15 protein-coding genes and 1 other annotated feature are annotated in these 16640 nt (G+C 28.7%); of the genes, 10 read left to right on the top strand and 5 right to left on the bottom strand.

Features of this window, described 5'->3' with window-relative positions; genetic code table 11:
• The first annotated feature begins 9 nt into the window (after nucleotides 1-9).
• Complete coding sequence (gene thiE / locus BLS77_RS04140; protein ID WP_089966137.1) at nucleotides 10-618, top strand: thiamine phosphate synthase; 609 nt, start codon at nucleotides 10-12, stop codon at nucleotides 616-618.
• Nucleotides 619-730: 112 nt separating this feature from the next.
• On the opposite strand, the gene BLS77_RS04135 is transcribed toward thiE, so the two are convergent.
• Together BLS77_RS04135 and BLS77_RS19720 are read right to left on the bottom strand one after the other, a co-directional pair.
• A complete protein-coding gene (locus BLS77_RS04135) occupies nucleotides 731-1210 on the bottom strand; it encodes an MORN repeat-containing protein (protein WP_089966135.1) in 480 nt (159 codons plus the stop codon).
• Nucleotides 1211-1577: 367 nt separating this feature from the next.
• On the bottom strand, nucleotides 1578-1724 hold the full coding sequence (locus tag BLS77_RS19720) for a hypothetical protein (RefSeq protein ID WP_175490761.1): 147 nt from the start codon (nucleotides 1722-1724) through the stop codon (nucleotides 1578-1580).
• Nucleotides 1725-2302: 578 nt separating this feature from the next.
• Between BLS77_RS19720 and BLS77_RS04130 the strand changes: the two genes are divergently transcribed.
• The 7 genes from BLS77_RS04130 to BLS77_RS04100 all read left to right on the top strand — a co-directional run bounded on the left by BLS77_RS04130 (nucleotide 2303) and on the right by BLS77_RS04100 (nucleotide 8652).
• Nucleotides 2303-2668: a GntR family transcriptional regulator gene (locus BLS77_RS04130; protein WP_089966133.1), complete on the top strand. Its 366-nt coding sequence runs from the start codon at nucleotides 2303-2305 to the stop codon at nucleotides 2666-2668.
• 3 nt (nucleotides 2669-2671) lie between these two features.
• On the top strand, nucleotides 2672-3370 hold the full coding sequence (locus tag BLS77_RS04125; RefSeq protein ID WP_089966131.1) for an ABC transporter ATP-binding protein: 699 nt from the start codon (nucleotides 2672-2674) through the stop codon (nucleotides 3368-3370).
• 9 nt (nucleotides 3371-3379) lie between these two features.
• On the top strand, nucleotides 3380-4060 hold the full coding sequence (locus tag BLS77_RS04120) for a hypothetical protein (protein WP_089966129.1): 681 nt from the start codon (nucleotides 3380-3382) through the stop codon (nucleotides 4058-4060).
• A 20-nt stretch (nucleotides 4061-4080) separates the two neighbouring features.
• Nucleotides 4081-4872 (top strand): DUF4097 family beta strand repeat-containing protein, encoded by a 792-nt coding sequence (locus BLS77_RS04115; RefSeq protein WP_089966127.1) that lies wholly within the window; start codon nucleotides 4081-4083, stop codon nucleotides 4870-4872.
• Between the two features lie 19 nt (nucleotides 4873-4891).
• Nucleotides 4892-5488: a sugar O-acetyltransferase gene (locus BLS77_RS04110; RefSeq protein WP_089966125.1), complete on the top strand. Its 597-nt coding sequence runs from the start codon at nucleotides 4892-4894 to the stop codon at nucleotides 5486-5488.
• Nucleotides 5489-5569: 81 nt separating this feature from the next.
• Nucleotides 5570-5796 (top strand) — a binding site (T-box leader).
• A 111-nt stretch (nucleotides 5797-5907) separates the two neighbouring features.
• A complete protein-coding gene (gltX, locus tag BLS77_RS04105; protein WP_089966123.1) occupies nucleotides 5908-7566 on the top strand; it encodes a glutamate--tRNA ligase in 1659 nt (552 codons plus the stop codon).
• A 207-nt stretch (nucleotides 7567-7773) separates the two neighbouring features.
• The gene (locus BLS77_RS04100; RefSeq protein ID WP_089966121.1) at nucleotides 7774-8652 is read left to right on the top strand and encodes a CPBP family intramembrane glutamic endopeptidase; all 879 of its coding nucleotides are present in this window, start codon (nucleotides 7774-7776) and stop codon (nucleotides 8650-8652) included.
• Nucleotides 8653-8789: 137 nt separating this feature from the next.
• Here the strand turns inward: BLS77_RS04100 and BLS77_RS04095 are convergent, their stop codons facing one another.
• Entirely contained in the window at nucleotides 8790-10448 is a 1659-nt protein-coding gene (locus BLS77_RS04095; protein WP_089966119.1) for a glutamine--tRNA ligase/YqeY domain fusion protein, read from the bottom strand.
• A 494-nt stretch (nucleotides 10449-10942) separates the two neighbouring features.
• Here BLS77_RS04095 and BLS77_RS04090 point away from each other — a divergent pair, with 494 nt between their 5' ends.
• Together BLS77_RS04090 and BLS77_RS19440 are read left to right on the top strand one after the other, a co-directional pair.
• The gene (locus tag BLS77_RS04090; RefSeq protein ID WP_089966118.1) at nucleotides 10943-11635 is read left to right on the top strand and encodes an MgtC/SapB family protein; all 693 of its coding nucleotides are present in this window, start codon (nucleotides 10943-10945) and stop codon (nucleotides 11633-11635) included.
• A 280-nt stretch (nucleotides 11636-11915) separates the two neighbouring features.
• Complete coding sequence (locus BLS77_RS19440; protein ID WP_341423412.1) at nucleotides 11916-13649, top strand: ISL3 family transposase; 1734 nt, start codon at nucleotides 11916-11918, stop codon at nucleotides 13647-13649.
• Nucleotides 13650-13727: 78 nt separating this feature from the next.
• Here BLS77_RS19440 and BLS77_RS04075 read toward each other — a convergent pair whose 3' ends face one another.
• A complete protein-coding gene (locus tag BLS77_RS04075; protein WP_089966116.1) occupies nucleotides 13728-15281 on the bottom strand; it encodes an ABC transporter permease/substrate-binding protein in 1554 nt (517 codons plus the stop codon).
• The gene (locus BLS77_RS04070) at nucleotides 15274-16410 is read right to left on the bottom strand and encodes a betaine/proline/choline family ABC transporter ATP-binding protein (RefSeq protein ID WP_089966114.1); all 1137 of its coding nucleotides are present in this window, start codon (nucleotides 16408-16410) and stop codon (nucleotides 15274-15276) included. Before BLS77_RS04070 ends, BLS77_RS04075 begins: the two co-directional genes overlap by 8 nt.
• Nucleotides 16411-16640: the final 230 nt, after the last annotated feature.

Raw genomic sequence — 16640 nt, 5'->3', positions numbered from 1 at the left:
AGAAACTTTATGAAAGAAAAATTGAAATTATATTTAGTTACAGACTCAAAAATATTAAAGGGTAGAGATTTTTATAAGTGTATAGAAGATTCTTTAAGAGGTGGAGTGACAACAGTACAATTAAGAGAAAAAGAATCATCAGGAAAAGAATTTTTAGATAAAGCTTATAAATTAAGAGAATTAACTAAAAAATATAATGTTATGTTTATAATAAATGATAGAGTTGATATAGCGATTTTAGTAGAGGCTGATGGAGTACATGTAGGACAAAGTGATATTTCTCCATTAGAAGTTAGAAGGCTAATAGGCTCAGATAAAATAGTTGGTGTGTCTGCAAGAACATTAGAGGAAGCTATAGAAGCTAAGAAAAATGGAGCAGATTATTTAGGTGTAGGAGCGATGTTTGAAACAAACACTAAATTAGATGCAAAGGCTGTTAGTATAGATACTTTAAAATACATAAATGAAAATATAGATTTACCGATAGTTGCAATTGGAGGGTTAACTTTAGAAAATATAAAAAAAATTGAAGAATGTAATATAGATGGTTATGCAATTATATCTGCAATTTTAGGTGCTAAAGACATATATTTAGAAACCAAGAAATGGATAAAATAGCGAAGTGGATAATTTAAGTTAAAAGTAAAAATATATATTATAATAAGTATCTAAAAGATAAAAAGGATGTCTTATAATGATTGTAATCATTATAAGACATCTCATTTTAGTGCTATTTAACTAATTCGTCATCTTTCCAGACTCCAACAACTTTTTCACCATCGTGATAAGTCATTATTCCATCACCAATTCTGTTATCATCATTCCATAAACCTATGAAAATATCTCCATTTCCATAAACATAGATACCATTACCAGTTTTGGCACCTTTTAACCAGTTACCAACATACTTTTCACCATCTGGCCAAGTGTATATCCCATATCCAGTTATATCATCATTAACCCAAGCTCCTTGATAAACTTCACCATTTGACCATTCTAAAGTTCCTTCGCCATGGAATTTATTTTGTTTCCAATTTCCAACGTATCTTGAACCATTAGTAAAGGTAAATATTCCAAATCCATCTCTTTTACCATTTACGCCTTCGCCTTCATATATACCGTTAGTTACATGCTGCTCAGTTGCCTCTGCTTTATTAACGGCTATGTTTAAAGCAGAATCCTTAATATTAGTTAATTTAAATTTTTTCATTATTTTAGTTCCTTTCATCAATTACATGAATTTATGTAACATTAGTTTTATTATTTATAGCATATACTATTATAAAAATAATATGCAAATAGACTATTAATAATATATTAACATATTTTTAGGCTAATGGTAATATATTATGTCAATTAACAATAAATATCATTATATAAGGTTTAGTAATAAATCGTAAATAAAGTAATAATGGTATAGATTGAATTATATTATATTACAGAATGTTAATAAAAGGCGGGGTTACATATTGAATAAAATATAAAAAAAGGACTATGAAATAATTCGCAAAAATTGTTTCATAGTCCTTTTTATGTGTTCTATATAATTAGAACAAGCATATTGTTTATATTATTAATTATTTACCTGTTACTAATGTTAAAAGATATTTAAAATATTCAAGGTTTATACCCTCATTTTTACAATAAATTTTAAAATCCGAATTTAGTCTATCTTCTCTATATTTAGTATCAGCATATAAGTCGTATTGTTCGAAATTTGACATGTCGAAGCCCTCCTTTTATCATATTTTCCTCTCTTTTTGAACTTAGCATAAATGTGTTTGCATTGTCTTTCATAATATAGTCTCCTTTCATAATTAGCATATTTTAATATGCATTATTTTTTTATATAAAAAAGCCATGGATAGTCCATGGCTTTAATATCATTATTAAAAATAAATATAAAAAATCCATGAGTAATAATAACTCACGGAAAATTAAACTATTTTATTTTTTTTAGTTTAAAGTAGTACAGTCTTTACTATACTGGACGTAGAGTTACCAATGATTATATTAAATTTTGAATTAATATAGATGTTTTTAGTAAATTTATAATAATTTATCATTAAACCCTACCTCCTTTTAAATACTTATTAGGTAAATAATAACATTGATTAGAGCTGTTGTAAATACTTTTTAGAAAAATAATTATAAAGTTAAGAAATATTGAGTAAATGCAAGAGAATAATAGGTATAATAATATAATTGATATTAAATGCTTAAAATGCAATTAACAATTCGCTCAACATAGGTGTATTATACTATTAAGACAGTGAAACTGATGAAGATGAGGTGTATAAGTATGGAATTCGAATTAAATTCAAAGGAACCTATATATATACAAATAAAAAGGTTTATGAAAATGAGGATTGTTTCAGGTGAATTAAAAGAGGGGGAGAGATTGTTGTCTGTAAGAGATTATGCAAGTGAGCTTAAGGTTAATCCAAATACTATTTTAAGAGTTTATGCAGAACTTGAAAATGAGGGTCTAATTAATACGCAAAGAGGAATAGGTAAGTTCGTAACTGAAGATGTAGAAAATATAAAAGTACTAAGAAAGCAAGCGTCAACAGATCTACTTAAAGACTTTATTTTAAAAAGCAAGGTTCTTGGATTTTCTAAGGAAGAAATAGTAGAACTAATTACAGAGATGTATGAGGAGGTATAAAATATGGGTAAGGTTTTAGAAATTAATAACCTAGTAAAAAGATTAGGAGGAAAAAGTGTATTAAATGATATAACATTAAGCTTAGAGCGTGGAAAAGTTCTTGGCATTTTAGGTCCAAATGGTCAAGGGAAAACAACTTTATTAAACTTAATTGCAGGTCTATACAAACCAACCATGGGAGAAATAAAAGTAGATGGAATTTTAGTTGGATATGAAACTAAGAAAATAGTGTCATATCTTCAAGAAAAGGATTATTTATATAAGTGGATGACTGTAGAGGATGCAGCTTGTTTTTATAAAGACTTTTTTAATGATTTTGATGAAGTTAAACTAAGTGAATTACTTAAATTTATGAAATTAGATAAAAAATCAAAGATAAAAACCTTATCTAAAGGAATGTTAGAAAAATTAGGACTTAGTCTAACTTTAAGTAGGAAGAGTAAATTATATATATTAGATGAACCAATATCAGGAGTAGATACAATAAGTAGAGATAAAATAGTTGATACAATTATAAATAATTTAGATGAAGATACATCAATGATAATAACAACCCATTATGTAGGAGAACTTGAGAAACTTTTTGATGAAGTAATATTTATAGGTGAAGGATCCATAATTGAAAAAGGTGATGCTGAGGATCTTCGGGAAAAATATGGAGCATCCATAGACGAAATATATAGAAAGGTATTTGCAGAATAGGTGATGTGTATGAAAAATATATTAAATATAATCAAGTATAGTTTTAAATCTTTAAGAATTTTATATTTTATAGAATTCTTAATATTATTAGTAGGATTAGTTAGTGGTAAGTTTTTATCACAATTTACTGGAGGATGGGATGTACTAGCAATAGTATCTACAATTGCTACAATGAATTTTATATCTTATATAATTTTATTTTCAAAACAAATTTCTAAAGATTATGGATATTTATTATTTTTAACGCCAATTAAAGGTATTGAATTTATAATAGGGAACCTATTAGGATTAGTATCTGCAAATTTAATAGTTATAATAATAGCATTAATAGTGAATTTAATAAATATTGGGGAAATAAACAGCGGTATATTACAAACAAGTGTTACGGTGATTATGGGTCTTATAACAGCATACTTAATAATTACTGCACTAATAGGAATATTTTCATCATATATTAGAAATACATTCCTATCAATAATTGCAATTATTATTATTTTTAGTATTGGAAGTTTAATATATGACTTTATAACTTCAATTATATTAAGTATTATGCCATATGTTTATATAACTATAGGAAATAGTTATATAATAGAAATAGATGTAATATCATCGATTATAGGTATTCTAACAGTACTAGCACTTCAAATTATCGCTGGAAAGTATATTGATAAAAAAATAGACATATTATAAATTAAATAGGGGTGTTAAAAATGAAAATTAAATTAACAATAATGGCAGTTATAATAGGTGTTTTAGCATTAGCTTTAACATCGTGTAATATAAAATTTGGAGTAGAATCAAGAAATGAAAATAATAATGAAGAAGTGGTAAATCAATCTATTTCAATTGACAGTATAGAAAATATAGATATTTCTATAGGTGCAGCAAATATAACTATTAATGAAATAGACGGTAATGATGTAAAGGTAGATTTTCTAGGACAAAGTAATTTAGCGGAGAAAACTATAGTTGAAAAAAGAGGAAATACTATAGTAATTGAAGAAAAGAAATATAAGTCAGGTTGGATTAATGGGAAAAATACATTTAAAGATAGAAAAGTCACAATAGGTATTCCAAGCAGTTATATAGATAAGCTATCTTTAGAATATGGAGCTGGAAACGTTACAGTTAAAGGAATAAATGTAAGTGAATTAGATGTTGAAGGTGGAGCTGGTAATTTAGATATGAAAAACATAGTCTTTTCATCATTAGATTTAGAACAAGGAGTTGGAAATACAGATATAGATTTAAAAGAAAAATGTGGTAATATTAAAATAAGCGGAGGTGTAGGTAATCTTACTCTTAGAATGTCAGAAGTAGGCGGAGATCTAGCTTATGAGGGTGGAGTTGGAGAAACTGATATATATATACCTGACAAATCACCTGTAAGAATAAAAACATCATCAGGTTTAGGTAATGCAAATATTAATGCAAGTACATCCGGAGAAAACACCTATGAATTTAATTTAAGTATTGGAATAGGTAGCTTATCGTTAAATTAAAAAAAAGGAGGACTTTAATATGAAATCAGAAAAGCAAAAAATGTTAGATGGGGAACTTTACTCATCATGTGGAGATGAATTATTAAAAGAACGTCAACATGCAAAAGAGGTATTGTTTGACTTTAATAATCTTAGACCTAGTGAGGTAGAAAAAAGATATGAAATATTAAAAGGTTTATTCGGGAAGACTGGTGAAAAATTCTTTATTGAGTCACCTTTTCAATGCGCTTATGGATATAATATCTTTTGGGGAGCAAATTCCTATGCTAATTACAATTTGACTATATTAGATTGTTGTGTTGTTACAATTGGAGATAATGTAATGATGGGGCCTAATGTAAATATATTTGGAGCAGGACACCCTGTACATCCAACACTTAGAAGTATGGACCTAGAGTATGGATTTCCTATAACGATAGAGGATAACGTGTGGATAGGGGGAGGTACTACTATAAATGCAAATATAACTATTGGAGAAAATACAGTAATAGGATCTGGAAGTGTAGTAACTAAGGATATACCAGCTAATGTTATTGCTGTAGGCAACCCATGCAAAGTAATTAGAAAAATAACTGAAGAAGATAAAATTAGGTATTTTAAAGATAGATATATATAGATAATAAATACTATTAAAGTATTTACAAGAATTAATTACAAAGGTATAATTAGAATGTATTTAGGAAAAAATATAAATAAATATTAAGCATTGAAAGAGAAAAGTATATAAGTAGTTATTTTTAAGAGATCTAGGGAAGGTGAAAGCCTAGAAAATAACATTATAGAAAGAAACTCTGGAGCTATATGCCGGAAATTACATTTAGTAGAGTAGGTTTATGGGGTTCTTCCCTTAAAGAGAAATAAGTGAATTAAACTTTTGTTTAATTAATTTAGGTGGTAACGCGGAAGTAATCTTTCGTCCTAAGGTTTTTTAGGACGAAGGGTTTTTTTATATTTCAAGCATTTTTAATTGATAAAACTCTATAATATGGATTGTTATTTATTTGAAGATGACTTACAAAAAGGATAGGTGGAAAAATGAGTTTAGAAAAATTATCAGAAATGTTATTTAAAGGTGTTGATAAAACACCAGAATACTTTATAGCAAAGTATCCAAAAAGAGAATTAAAAGAAGGTGCTGTAGTTACAAGGTATGCACCAAGTCCAACTGGTTTCCAACATATTGGCGGAGTATTTGCTGCCTTAATAAATGAAAGGCTTGCAAGTCAAACAAAGGGTATCTTCTACTTAAGAATAGAAGATACTGATCAAAAAAGAGAGGTTGCAGGTGCAATACAAGATACAATAGATACAATGCATAATTTTGGAATGAACTTTAATGAAGGAACTACTGGAGATAACACAGAGAAAGGATCATATGGACCTTATAGACAAAGTCAAAGATCAGAAATTTATAAAACTTTTGCAAAAGACTTAGTTAAAAAAGGATTAGCTTACCCATGTTTCTGTACACCAGAAGAGTTAACAGAACTTAGAGAAAAACAAATAGCAGAAAAAATAACAACAGGATATTATGGAGAATATGCTAAATTTAGAAATTTATCTCCAGAAGAAGCTATTGAAAAAATAAATAATGGTGAAAAATACATAATAAGAATAAAGTCACCAGGAAATTTTGAAAATAGAGTAGAATTCCATGATTTAATAAAAGGAGACATTAGTTTCCCAGAAAGTAATCAAGATATAGTTATAATAAAGGGTGATGGGCTTCCGACATATCACTTTGCACATGTAATTGATGATGCTTTAATGAGAACGACCCATGTTATAAGAGGAGAAGAGTGGTTATCTTCACTTCCAATACATGTTCAATTATTTGAAATACTAGGATTAGACAAACCAGAATATGCTCATATCCCAACAATAATGAAAAATGATAATGGGTCAAAAAGAAAACTTTCAAAGAGAAAAGATGCAGAAGCTGCTGTTTCTTATTATAAGGAAGTTGGACACCCTATGGTATCTGTTATAGAGTATTTATTAAATATTATTAATTCAACATTTGAAGAATGGAGAGTTGAAAATCCATTAACAGATTATCATGATTTTTCTGTAGCTTTAGATAAGATGAGTAAAAGTGGAGCTTTATTTGATACGGTTAAATTAAATGATGTAAGTAAAGATGTAATTTGTAAAATGAAACCAGAAGTGCTTTATGATTATTACACAGCTTGGGCAAAAGAATTTGATGCAGAAATGTTTGAACTAGTAACAAGTAAAGAAGAATTAAGTAAACAAGTATTTAATATAGATAAAGAAGGTCCAAAGCCAAGAAAAGATTTTGCAAAGTGGAGTGATGTTAAAGAAAAAACATTCTATTTCTTTGATGAGTTATTTGAAAAAGAAACTGCAGAGCAAGTAGAATTACCTAAAGGGGTTACTTTAGAAACTGCAAAATCAATAATTGAAGCATATGCAAAAGAATATAATTTTAATACAAATGCAGAAGAATGGTTTGAGGAGTTAAAGGTAATAGCTATAAATCTTGGGTATTGTGCAAATAGAAAAGAGTTTAAAGCAAATCCAGATGCTTATAAAGGAATGATTTCAGATGTGGCAGGAGCAGTAAGATCTGCAATAGCACATAGAACTAATACACCAGATCTTTATACTATAATGCAAATTATGGGTGAAGAAAAAGTTAGAGATAGATTTAAAAAGTTTATGTCAATTTAAGTATTTAATAGAGGGGTTCTCCTAATGGTTATTAATATCATTAGGAAGGACTCCTCCTTTTTAATATTACAATAGAAGTATGTAGCTTATTAAAGGATTATAAAATAAATAACAGGTTGGTAGTCTTATTTTTATTTTATAAAGACTAAGGAGAGTTTACAAAAACAATGTATTAATGTAATATTAAGGTAAAGGTGGTGAGTATGAATGAAAAACAAAATAAAAGGTTTTTTAGTAGCGCTAATGTACATGGCTATTGGGTTTTCAGTTCAAATTATTGTTTCGATTATTGGTGGAATAATAATTGCAGTTAGCTATACTGTAAAACAAGGAGCAGATTCATTAACAGGAGCTGGAAAAGAAGACACAACTGTAATGATTGCTAAACAAATAATGGGAAATATGAATTATATTTTATTAGCATCATCAATAACTACAATATTAATATTTATGCTAATATACAAATTAAGAAAAAAGAAACTTTCAGAAGAATTAAGATTTAAAAAAACAAAGGCGTCTAATTATGGGGTAGCATTATTACTTGGAGTTTCTGTGTACTTATTTAATATTGGATTCATTAGTTTACTTAGTAAGGCAGGATTATTTAAAGGGTCATTTGATGCTTTGGAGAAGAATATGTCATTTATGGTGGAAAGTAATATATTTTTAACAATATTAGTAGTTGGGATTGTAGCACCTTTTGCAGAAGAGTTATTATTTAGAGGAATAATATACAAAACATTAAGTAAAAGTATGTCTATACCAACTGTGATAATAATTCAGGGGGTACTTTTTGGAATTTATCATATGAATATTGTTCAAGGGTTATATGCAACATTACTTGGAATATTATTTGGGTATGTAACTTATAAAACTAAATCATTATGGCCAGCTATTATAATGCATATGGTTAATAATACAGTTTCAACAATTGCATCATCAATTTTAGGAGAAAGCCTTGAAACAGTATTTTCTCTTATAATCGTATTAAGTTTAGGGTTTGCTATAACCGCAGTTGGAACAGTCCTAATTAAAAGGAATAATCCAAAAGTAATAGAACATACTAAAGTAGGAATAGAAGTATAAATGCTATTTTAATATATAAATATAATTTAAAATGACATTTTATAAATAGGTATAAAATAAACACCTAAGGATTACGTAAATAGTATTCCTTAGGTGTTTTTTATTTAAATATGAATTGGTATTTATATTTAAATAAATTAAAGTTTAAATGAACTTTTCAATGAAACAATTCTATTAAAGGACAATTTATCTTCAGTAGTGTATTTATTATCTACATTAAAGAAGCCATGTCTAAATAATTGATATTTATCTCCAAATGAAGCATTTTTAACTGCCGTAATTTCTATAAATCCATTTAATACCTCAAGTGAATTAGGATTTATTTGTTCAAGGAAGTGTTTCCCTTCATTTTCAGGAGCATCATCTAATATTAAAGGTTCGAAAAGCCTAAATTCAGCAGGTTTACAGTTGTTTGCATCAACCCAATGGATTGTTCCTTTAACTTTTCGTCCTGTGAATCCTGAACCACTTTTAGTTTCAATGTCATAAGTGCAGTGGATTTCAGTTACTTCTCCATTTTCATCTTTAATAATCTCATTACATTTAACAAAATAAGCACCTTTTAATCTAACTTCGTTTCCTGGGAATAGTCTAAAGTACTTTTTAACTGGTACTTCCATAAAATCTTCTCTTTCAATGTAAAGTTCTCTTGAAAATGAAACTTCTCTTAATCCTTGAGATTCATCTTTAGCGTTATTTTCTATTGGAAGCATTTCACTTTGACCTTCAGGATAATTAGTTATTACTAGTTTTAATGGTTTCATAACAGCCATAGCAGATGGTGCTTTAGGTTGTAAATCTTCCCTTATAAAGAAGTCAAGCATTTGACTATCAACAGTTGATGAAGCTTTAGAAACACCAATTGCTAGGCAAAAGTTTCTAATAGACTCAGGAGTATATCCTTTTCGTCTAAGACCTGCAATAGTTGGCATTCTTGGATCATCCCATCCATCAACTATATTGTTATCAACAAGTTCTTTAAGCTTTCGTTTACTCATAACTGTATTTGTAATATTTAATCTTGCAAATTCAATTTGTCTTGGAGTAGAATTCATTTCACATTCGCGTACAAACCATTCGTAAAGAGGTCTATGATCCTCAAACTCTAAAGTACAAACAGAATGAGTAATGTTTTCTATAGCGTCTTCAAGTGGGTGAGCAAAGTCATACATAGGGTAGATGCACCAAGAGTCACCAGTGTTATGGTGAGACGCATGGGATATTCTATATATAATAGGATCTCTCATGTTTATGTTAGCAGAAGCCATATTAATCTTGGCTCTTAAAACTTTCTCTCCATCTTTAAATTCACCTTTTTTCATTTTATGAAGTAAATCAAGATTTTCTTCTATGCTTCTATTTCTGTAAGGACTTTCTTTTCCAGGCGTAGTTAATGTTCCTCTATATTCCTTCATTTCTTCAGGTGTTAAATCACAAACGTAAGCTAAACCTTTGTTTATAAGAAGTATTGCCTTTTCATACATTACATCAAAGTAATTAGATGCAAAGAAAAGCTCATCCCATTTGTATCCAAGCCATTTTACATCATCTTTAATTGATTCAACATATTCAGTATCTTCCTTAGTAGGATTTGTATCGTCAAATCTTAAGTTAGCCTTACCTTTAAATTCATTTGCTAAACCAAAGTTAAGAACTATAGATTTTGCATGCCCTATGTGAAGATAGCCATTTGGTTCAGGGGGAAAACGAGTTATTATCCCGTCGTGTTTTTTATTTTCTAAATCTTCAATAACTATATTCCTTATAAAGTTTGATGAATTAATTTCATTAGTCATAATTTTTACCTCTCTTATAAAAAAATTATATTTATCTGCAGGTTAAATTAAAGTTTATTATGGGAAACTCCTTTTTCTATACATTCAAAGGAGTAAGTTCAACTAAACTAAATCATAGATTTAAAGAATCACTTATTATGTAAATAAATTTAACTATTTATAATAAGCAAATAAATATATATTAGGTTTTATTATTAATTTTAAACTACAATGAAGAAAAAATAAAGGGATATGGTGGTAAAAAATATTTTTTTATTAATATTTAGTATTTAATTAGGTAAATATTGAAAAAAGATACTAAATAGAGCAATTAAAAGGAAAAAATTAACTTGCTATTATTATAAAGACACCTTAATGACTAAAATAAAAATTAATTAATAAAATTAACTAATAGTTTTAACAAATTAATGTTAATATTTAAAATAGAATAATTAAGTTTTTAGAATATAAACTATTAAAATGAGGATATATATAATTAATAGGAGTGATAAAATATGACAACAAGGGATTTTGTAGTGAGGCTTTTAACAGCATGTATATTAGGAATGCTGATTGGGCTGGAAAGACAATATAGACAAAGAAAAGCGGGGATACATACCAATGTGCTTGTTTCTGTAGGATCTTGTTTATTTGTAATGTTTTCATTAATAGATGGAACTGGAGATCGTACAAGAGTTGCAGCCCAAGTAGTTACAGGGGTAGGTTTTCTAGGTGGAGGAGTAATACTTAGAGAAGGTTTAAATGTTAAAGGGTTAAATACAGCAGCAACCCTTTGGTGCACTGCATCTGTTGGAGTGCTAGCTAGTGGCGGATACATTTTATTTGCAATTATAGGTGCATCAATGATTATAATATCGAATTTGATTTTAAGACCACTTGGTAGAAAATTATATAGATTAAAACAAGAGGACATTGAAGAGGAACTTTTATATGAAATTAAGATTAGATGTTCTGAAAATCAAGAAGGTAATGTTAGAAAGTTAATAATGACTATGATAAAAGATGAAAAGCTATTTTTAAGGCGATTAGATAGCAATGATGAAGAAGATGGATCGGTAAAGGTAAAAGTTAATGTAATGGGATCAAGAAGTGATGATGTGATATGTGAAAGAATTGTAAGTACCATAGGGTTAAATCCAGAAGTTTATGGAATTGGTTGGTATGTAAAAGAAGAAGAAGGGGAATAAATTAATTATTTTACATTCTTTAGTCATTTTTAAAAATAAATCCCGTGTTAAGATTATCTGGTTCTTACTCAACTATGGGTATTTCAAAGATATCTAACTCAACAAAAGAAATGGCATTTTCGGATGCCATTTCTTTTTGTTAAGCTATTTATTATATCTAAGTATTTTGGTAGACTAGGATTATCTCAACGAAGGGTAACGACATAAATTAAATACAAAGAAGTAAACATTAATGAAAAATTATTCGGAAAAGATTATTTAATCCATGACTGGATAGAATCTGATCGAAGAAATACATATCTATATAAAATCTAAATCACATACAGCTATTTGTCCAGATTGTAGAAAGGTAAGTAGCTTTCTTCATGCTACCTATGTTCGTAAAATACAGACGGTCCCTATGCATTTAAAGACTACTTATCTTCATGTTACTGCCTATAAGTATAAATGTCTTAATGATGCATGTGAAACAAAAGTAATTATGGAGACGCTAAATTTCGCTTCCGCATCGCAGGTAAGAACGACAGAACTCACCTCACTTATTCTAGCAGTTTCAATCTTTCTTAGTAATGAAGGGGCTAGCAAGGTTCTTTCCCTTATAGGGGTTAAAGTAAGCAATGATACAATTAAAAGAATCTATGATAAAATTATTATTGATGATGAACCTAATGTTGAGGCCATAGGTATTGATGACGTTGCCATTAGAAAAGGTCAAACTTATGCCACAGCCATCTATGATTTAAATGACCATCATCTAATTGCATTATTAGACGGGCGAGATGCAGAGACATTAAAAAAATGGTTAAAGAATCACAAAAAAATCAAACTCATTGCACGTGATAGGGCTAGCGCCTATGCAAAGGCGATTAACGAAATACTGCCTGAGTGTACTCAGGTTGCGGATAGATTTCATTTACTACAAAATCTAGTACAACGCCTACGTGATATATTTAAAGTCACATTACCGAAAGAAATATTTATAAAAAATGGCCAAGTACTTGATTATACTCCTCAACAAGTAAATGTTTTAAAAATAGACCCTATTTCAAAGGCATTAGATATATATTCATATAATAATGATACTCCTGTGAATGAAGAGGGCTTGATAATTATATACGACAATAAGAGCCGTAACCTTGATAATTCGCAATATAAGAGACAATCTGAAAATAGAAAAATAAAGCAACAGCTTATTCGTTCTATACAGTCAAGGTGGATGGAAATTGAACCTCAATCAATCAAATTAATAGCTGATGAGTTTAGTATCGGTGTGCTTACAGCAAAAAAGTATATCCAGATGAGTGAAGAAGATATTAAGTTATTGGATCAGCCAACAAATTACAAAAAAAGAAAAACGGTAGCTGATGATTATCTTAATATAATTTATAAAATGCTTGCTGATAAAATAGAACCTGCTATCATTTTGGCATATATAATCAAAATGGGATATACAGGAAATATAAGAACAATACAAACTTATATAGAACTATTTGCTAAAAATAATTTCAATTATAAATTACAAATAAATTGGGCATATAAAAAAGAGTATCCAAAAGATATAACTCTAATAAAACGTCATAAAGTATTACGCTATATATTAAGAAAAGATTCTGAAGAAACTAAGGCAGATGGGCTAGAAAAGCATATTGAAGCAATAAAAAAACGCTATGACATTGTTAATGTGTTGAAAAATGCATATTATTCATTTTATACAACACTTATGGGAAATGACCCTAATCAATTAGAAACATTTATTAATGATTATGAATCATCCCCTATCAAAGGATTCATAGATGGAATAAAAAAAGATATCTCCCCCGTCAAGAATGCGATATCTCATAGTGAAAGTAGTGGATTTGTTGAAGGAAACAACAACAAATTCAAACTCATAAAACGTATTTTATATGGTAGAGCTAATTTAGTCAATCTTTTTAAGAAATGTTATGTAACATTTCAGGTAAAATGTAAGGATTTTAGCTTGCAAAAATTAATAAAGACGAATGCCTTAAATTAATACATTCGTCTTTATTAAAGTAGAGTTATTTACCCAAAGTTGAGTAAGAACCAGATTATCTTAACACGGGATTTATTTTTAATTATCAATTAGACCTTGTGATCGAAGATATTCTTTAGCAACATTTGAAGCATCCTCACCAAGATCATCTACTTTATAATTAAGGTCAATCATAGTTTGTTCATTAATTGTGCCAGATAGCATATTTAATACGGTTTTAAGTTCAGGATATTTTTCAAGAGTTTCCATTCTTACAAGTGGGATTGCATCGTAAGGTGCAAAGAAATTTAAATCATCTTCTAAAACCTTAAGATTAAAGGATTTTAAAAGCCCATCAGTTGAAAACGCATCTATAACATCAGATTCACCACTATTAAGAGCAGTATAACGCAGCGCTCCATCTATTCCAACAGAATTCTTGAAATTCAAATTGTAAGCTTTAGATAAATTAGGAAATCCATCTACTCTATTTAAAAACTCTAAAGTTGGTCCAAAAACTAATTCAGGACTTACTTTAGCTAAATCAGATATTGAATTTATTCCATATTTATCCGCAACTTCAGGTTTCATAGCAAGGCTATAGGTGTTGTTAAAGCCTATAGGATCTAATAAAGTCACATTACGTTCTTTTTCCATAAGTTCTTTTGATTTTGAATAAACAACTTTACTATCAGTAGACGGTTCTTGATTTAATACATTAATATATAAACTTCCTGTATATTCAATAGCAAGGTCAATTTCACCAGCATAAAGTGCAGCCATACTAACAGAACTACCGGCTAAACTGAATTTTCTATCTACATTCAAATCAGTATGTTCTTCGATTAACTCCGCATACATATTTCCTAAAATTAATTGTTCAGAAAAGCTTCTAGCACCAATAACTATTTTTTCGGTTTTTGGTTTTAGAATAGCAAAGAGTGAAGAACCTATAAAAGCAAACAAAATTATAAATAAAGTAACTTTTAAAACAGTTGATTTAGATTTACGCTTAGTTGGATTTAATCCCCTTGGAGTAATAAGAATTTCAATTTTTCCGAAAAGAAAATCTATTAAAAGAGCTAATATACAAGATGGAATAGCTCCAGCTAAAATCATATTGTTATTAACAGTTTGTATTCCAGAATAAACAAGGTATCCAAGTCCACCAGCGCCTATAAATGCAGCAAGAGTCATAAGTCCAACTGCGGTAACAGCAGATATTCTAACACCAGACATGATTAGTGGAAGAGCTAGTGGCATTTGAACTAGTCTAAGGGTTTGGTTACTAGTAAGCCCCATACCTTTAGCTGATTCAAGTATATTAGGATCAATATTTGTAAGTCCTGTATAAGTATTCTTAACAATTGGTAGTAAGGAGTATAAAACTACCATAGTAATAGCTGGAACACTTCCAATACCAAGGATAGGAATTAATAATCCAAGAAGAGCCATAGAAGGAATAGCTTGTATTATATTTATTAAACCGGAAATAGGTTTTTGAAGTGATTTAATTTTAGTTATCAAAATACCTATTGGAATACCTATTAAAATAGCAACTAAAATAGCACCGAAAGTTAAATATATATGTTGAAGAAAAAGACTTAAAATTTCCTCTTTTCTATTTATTACAAATTCAAAAAAATTACTCATTACTTGAATCCTCCATATCTAAGAATTGTTCACTTAAGACAGAAATTAAACTACTTCTAGTTACAAGTCCAGCTAAGTGATTATCTCTTGTTATAACAGGAATATAGCCAAATGAGTGAGCGTTAATTAGCTCAAGTATTTTTAAAATATTATCATCTTCATAAACAGATATAACATCATGCTCCATTATATCCTCAAGTTTAGTTTCTTTTGCAGTACTACGCTTAATATCTTTTAAAGTTACAAGTCCTTTTAAAATATTAGATTTATCAACAATAAGTAAACTATCTACTTTGTTAGTTCTCATAATTTCAATTGCTTGCAGGATATTTCTTGAAGAAGAAACTGAAATAGGAGTTTTAATCATAATATCAGTAGCTTTTATAAATTCAGGGTTGTCCCAAACTCTATTTGTTCCAATAAAATCTTTAATAAAATCGTTAGCTGGATTTTTAAGAATATTTTCAGGCGTGTCAAACTGTGCAATTGTTCCATTAATCATAATACAAATCTTATCAGCTAGTTTTATAGCTTCTTCCATATCATGAGTAACAAATATTATTGTTTTATGAAGCTCTTGTTGCAATGAGAAAAGTTCCTCTTGGAGAGAACTACGTGTTATAGGATCAAGAGCACTAAAAGGCTCATCCATTAAAATTATTTCAGCATCACTAGCAAAGGCTCTTGCAACTCCAACTCTTTGTTGTTGTCCACCACTTAATTCACTAGGATATTTATCTAAGTAATCTTCAGGACAAAGACCAACAAGATTTAATAGATCATTGGTTTTGGTAGCAATAGATTCTTTAGATTCAATATTCTTCAATTTAGGAATTAAAGAAATATTTTCTTTGATAGTCATATGAGGGAAGAGACCGGTATTTTGAATAACATAACCAATTCCTCGTCGAAGATCTATGGTATTCATTTTAGAAATAGGCATATTATTTATATAAATTTCACCAGACGTAGGCTCGATAAGTTTATTTATCATTTTTAATGAAGTAGTTTTACCGCATCCACTAGATCCTATTAGAACAATAAGAGAACCTTTCTCTATAGTTAAGTTTATATTTTCTAAAATAGTTTTTGAGCCAATTTTTTTTGTTATATTTTCGAATTTTATCATATTCATACCTCCTTAAAGACAACGACAACTTATTATTGGTTTTAGGTTGTCAGTATTAGTATAACATAATTAACCCAAAAAAGAAAATATGAGCAAATAAGTTTGGGAAATTATAGTATTATAAATAAGAATATATAGAAGGAGAACTTAGGGCTGTGAAAGTAAATAATAAGTTAAAGATGGGATGGATATTTTGTGCAATAGTAAGGAGACAGACCTATTCTATCAGC

It is taken from the genome of Clostridium gasigenes (assembly GCF_900104115.1).
Lineage (GTDB): Bacteria > Bacillota > Clostridia > Clostridiales > Clostridiaceae > Clostridium > Clostridium gasigenes.
Note: the sequence above shows the minus strand (reverse complement) of the source record. Positions and strands in the feature narration are given on the sequence as shown.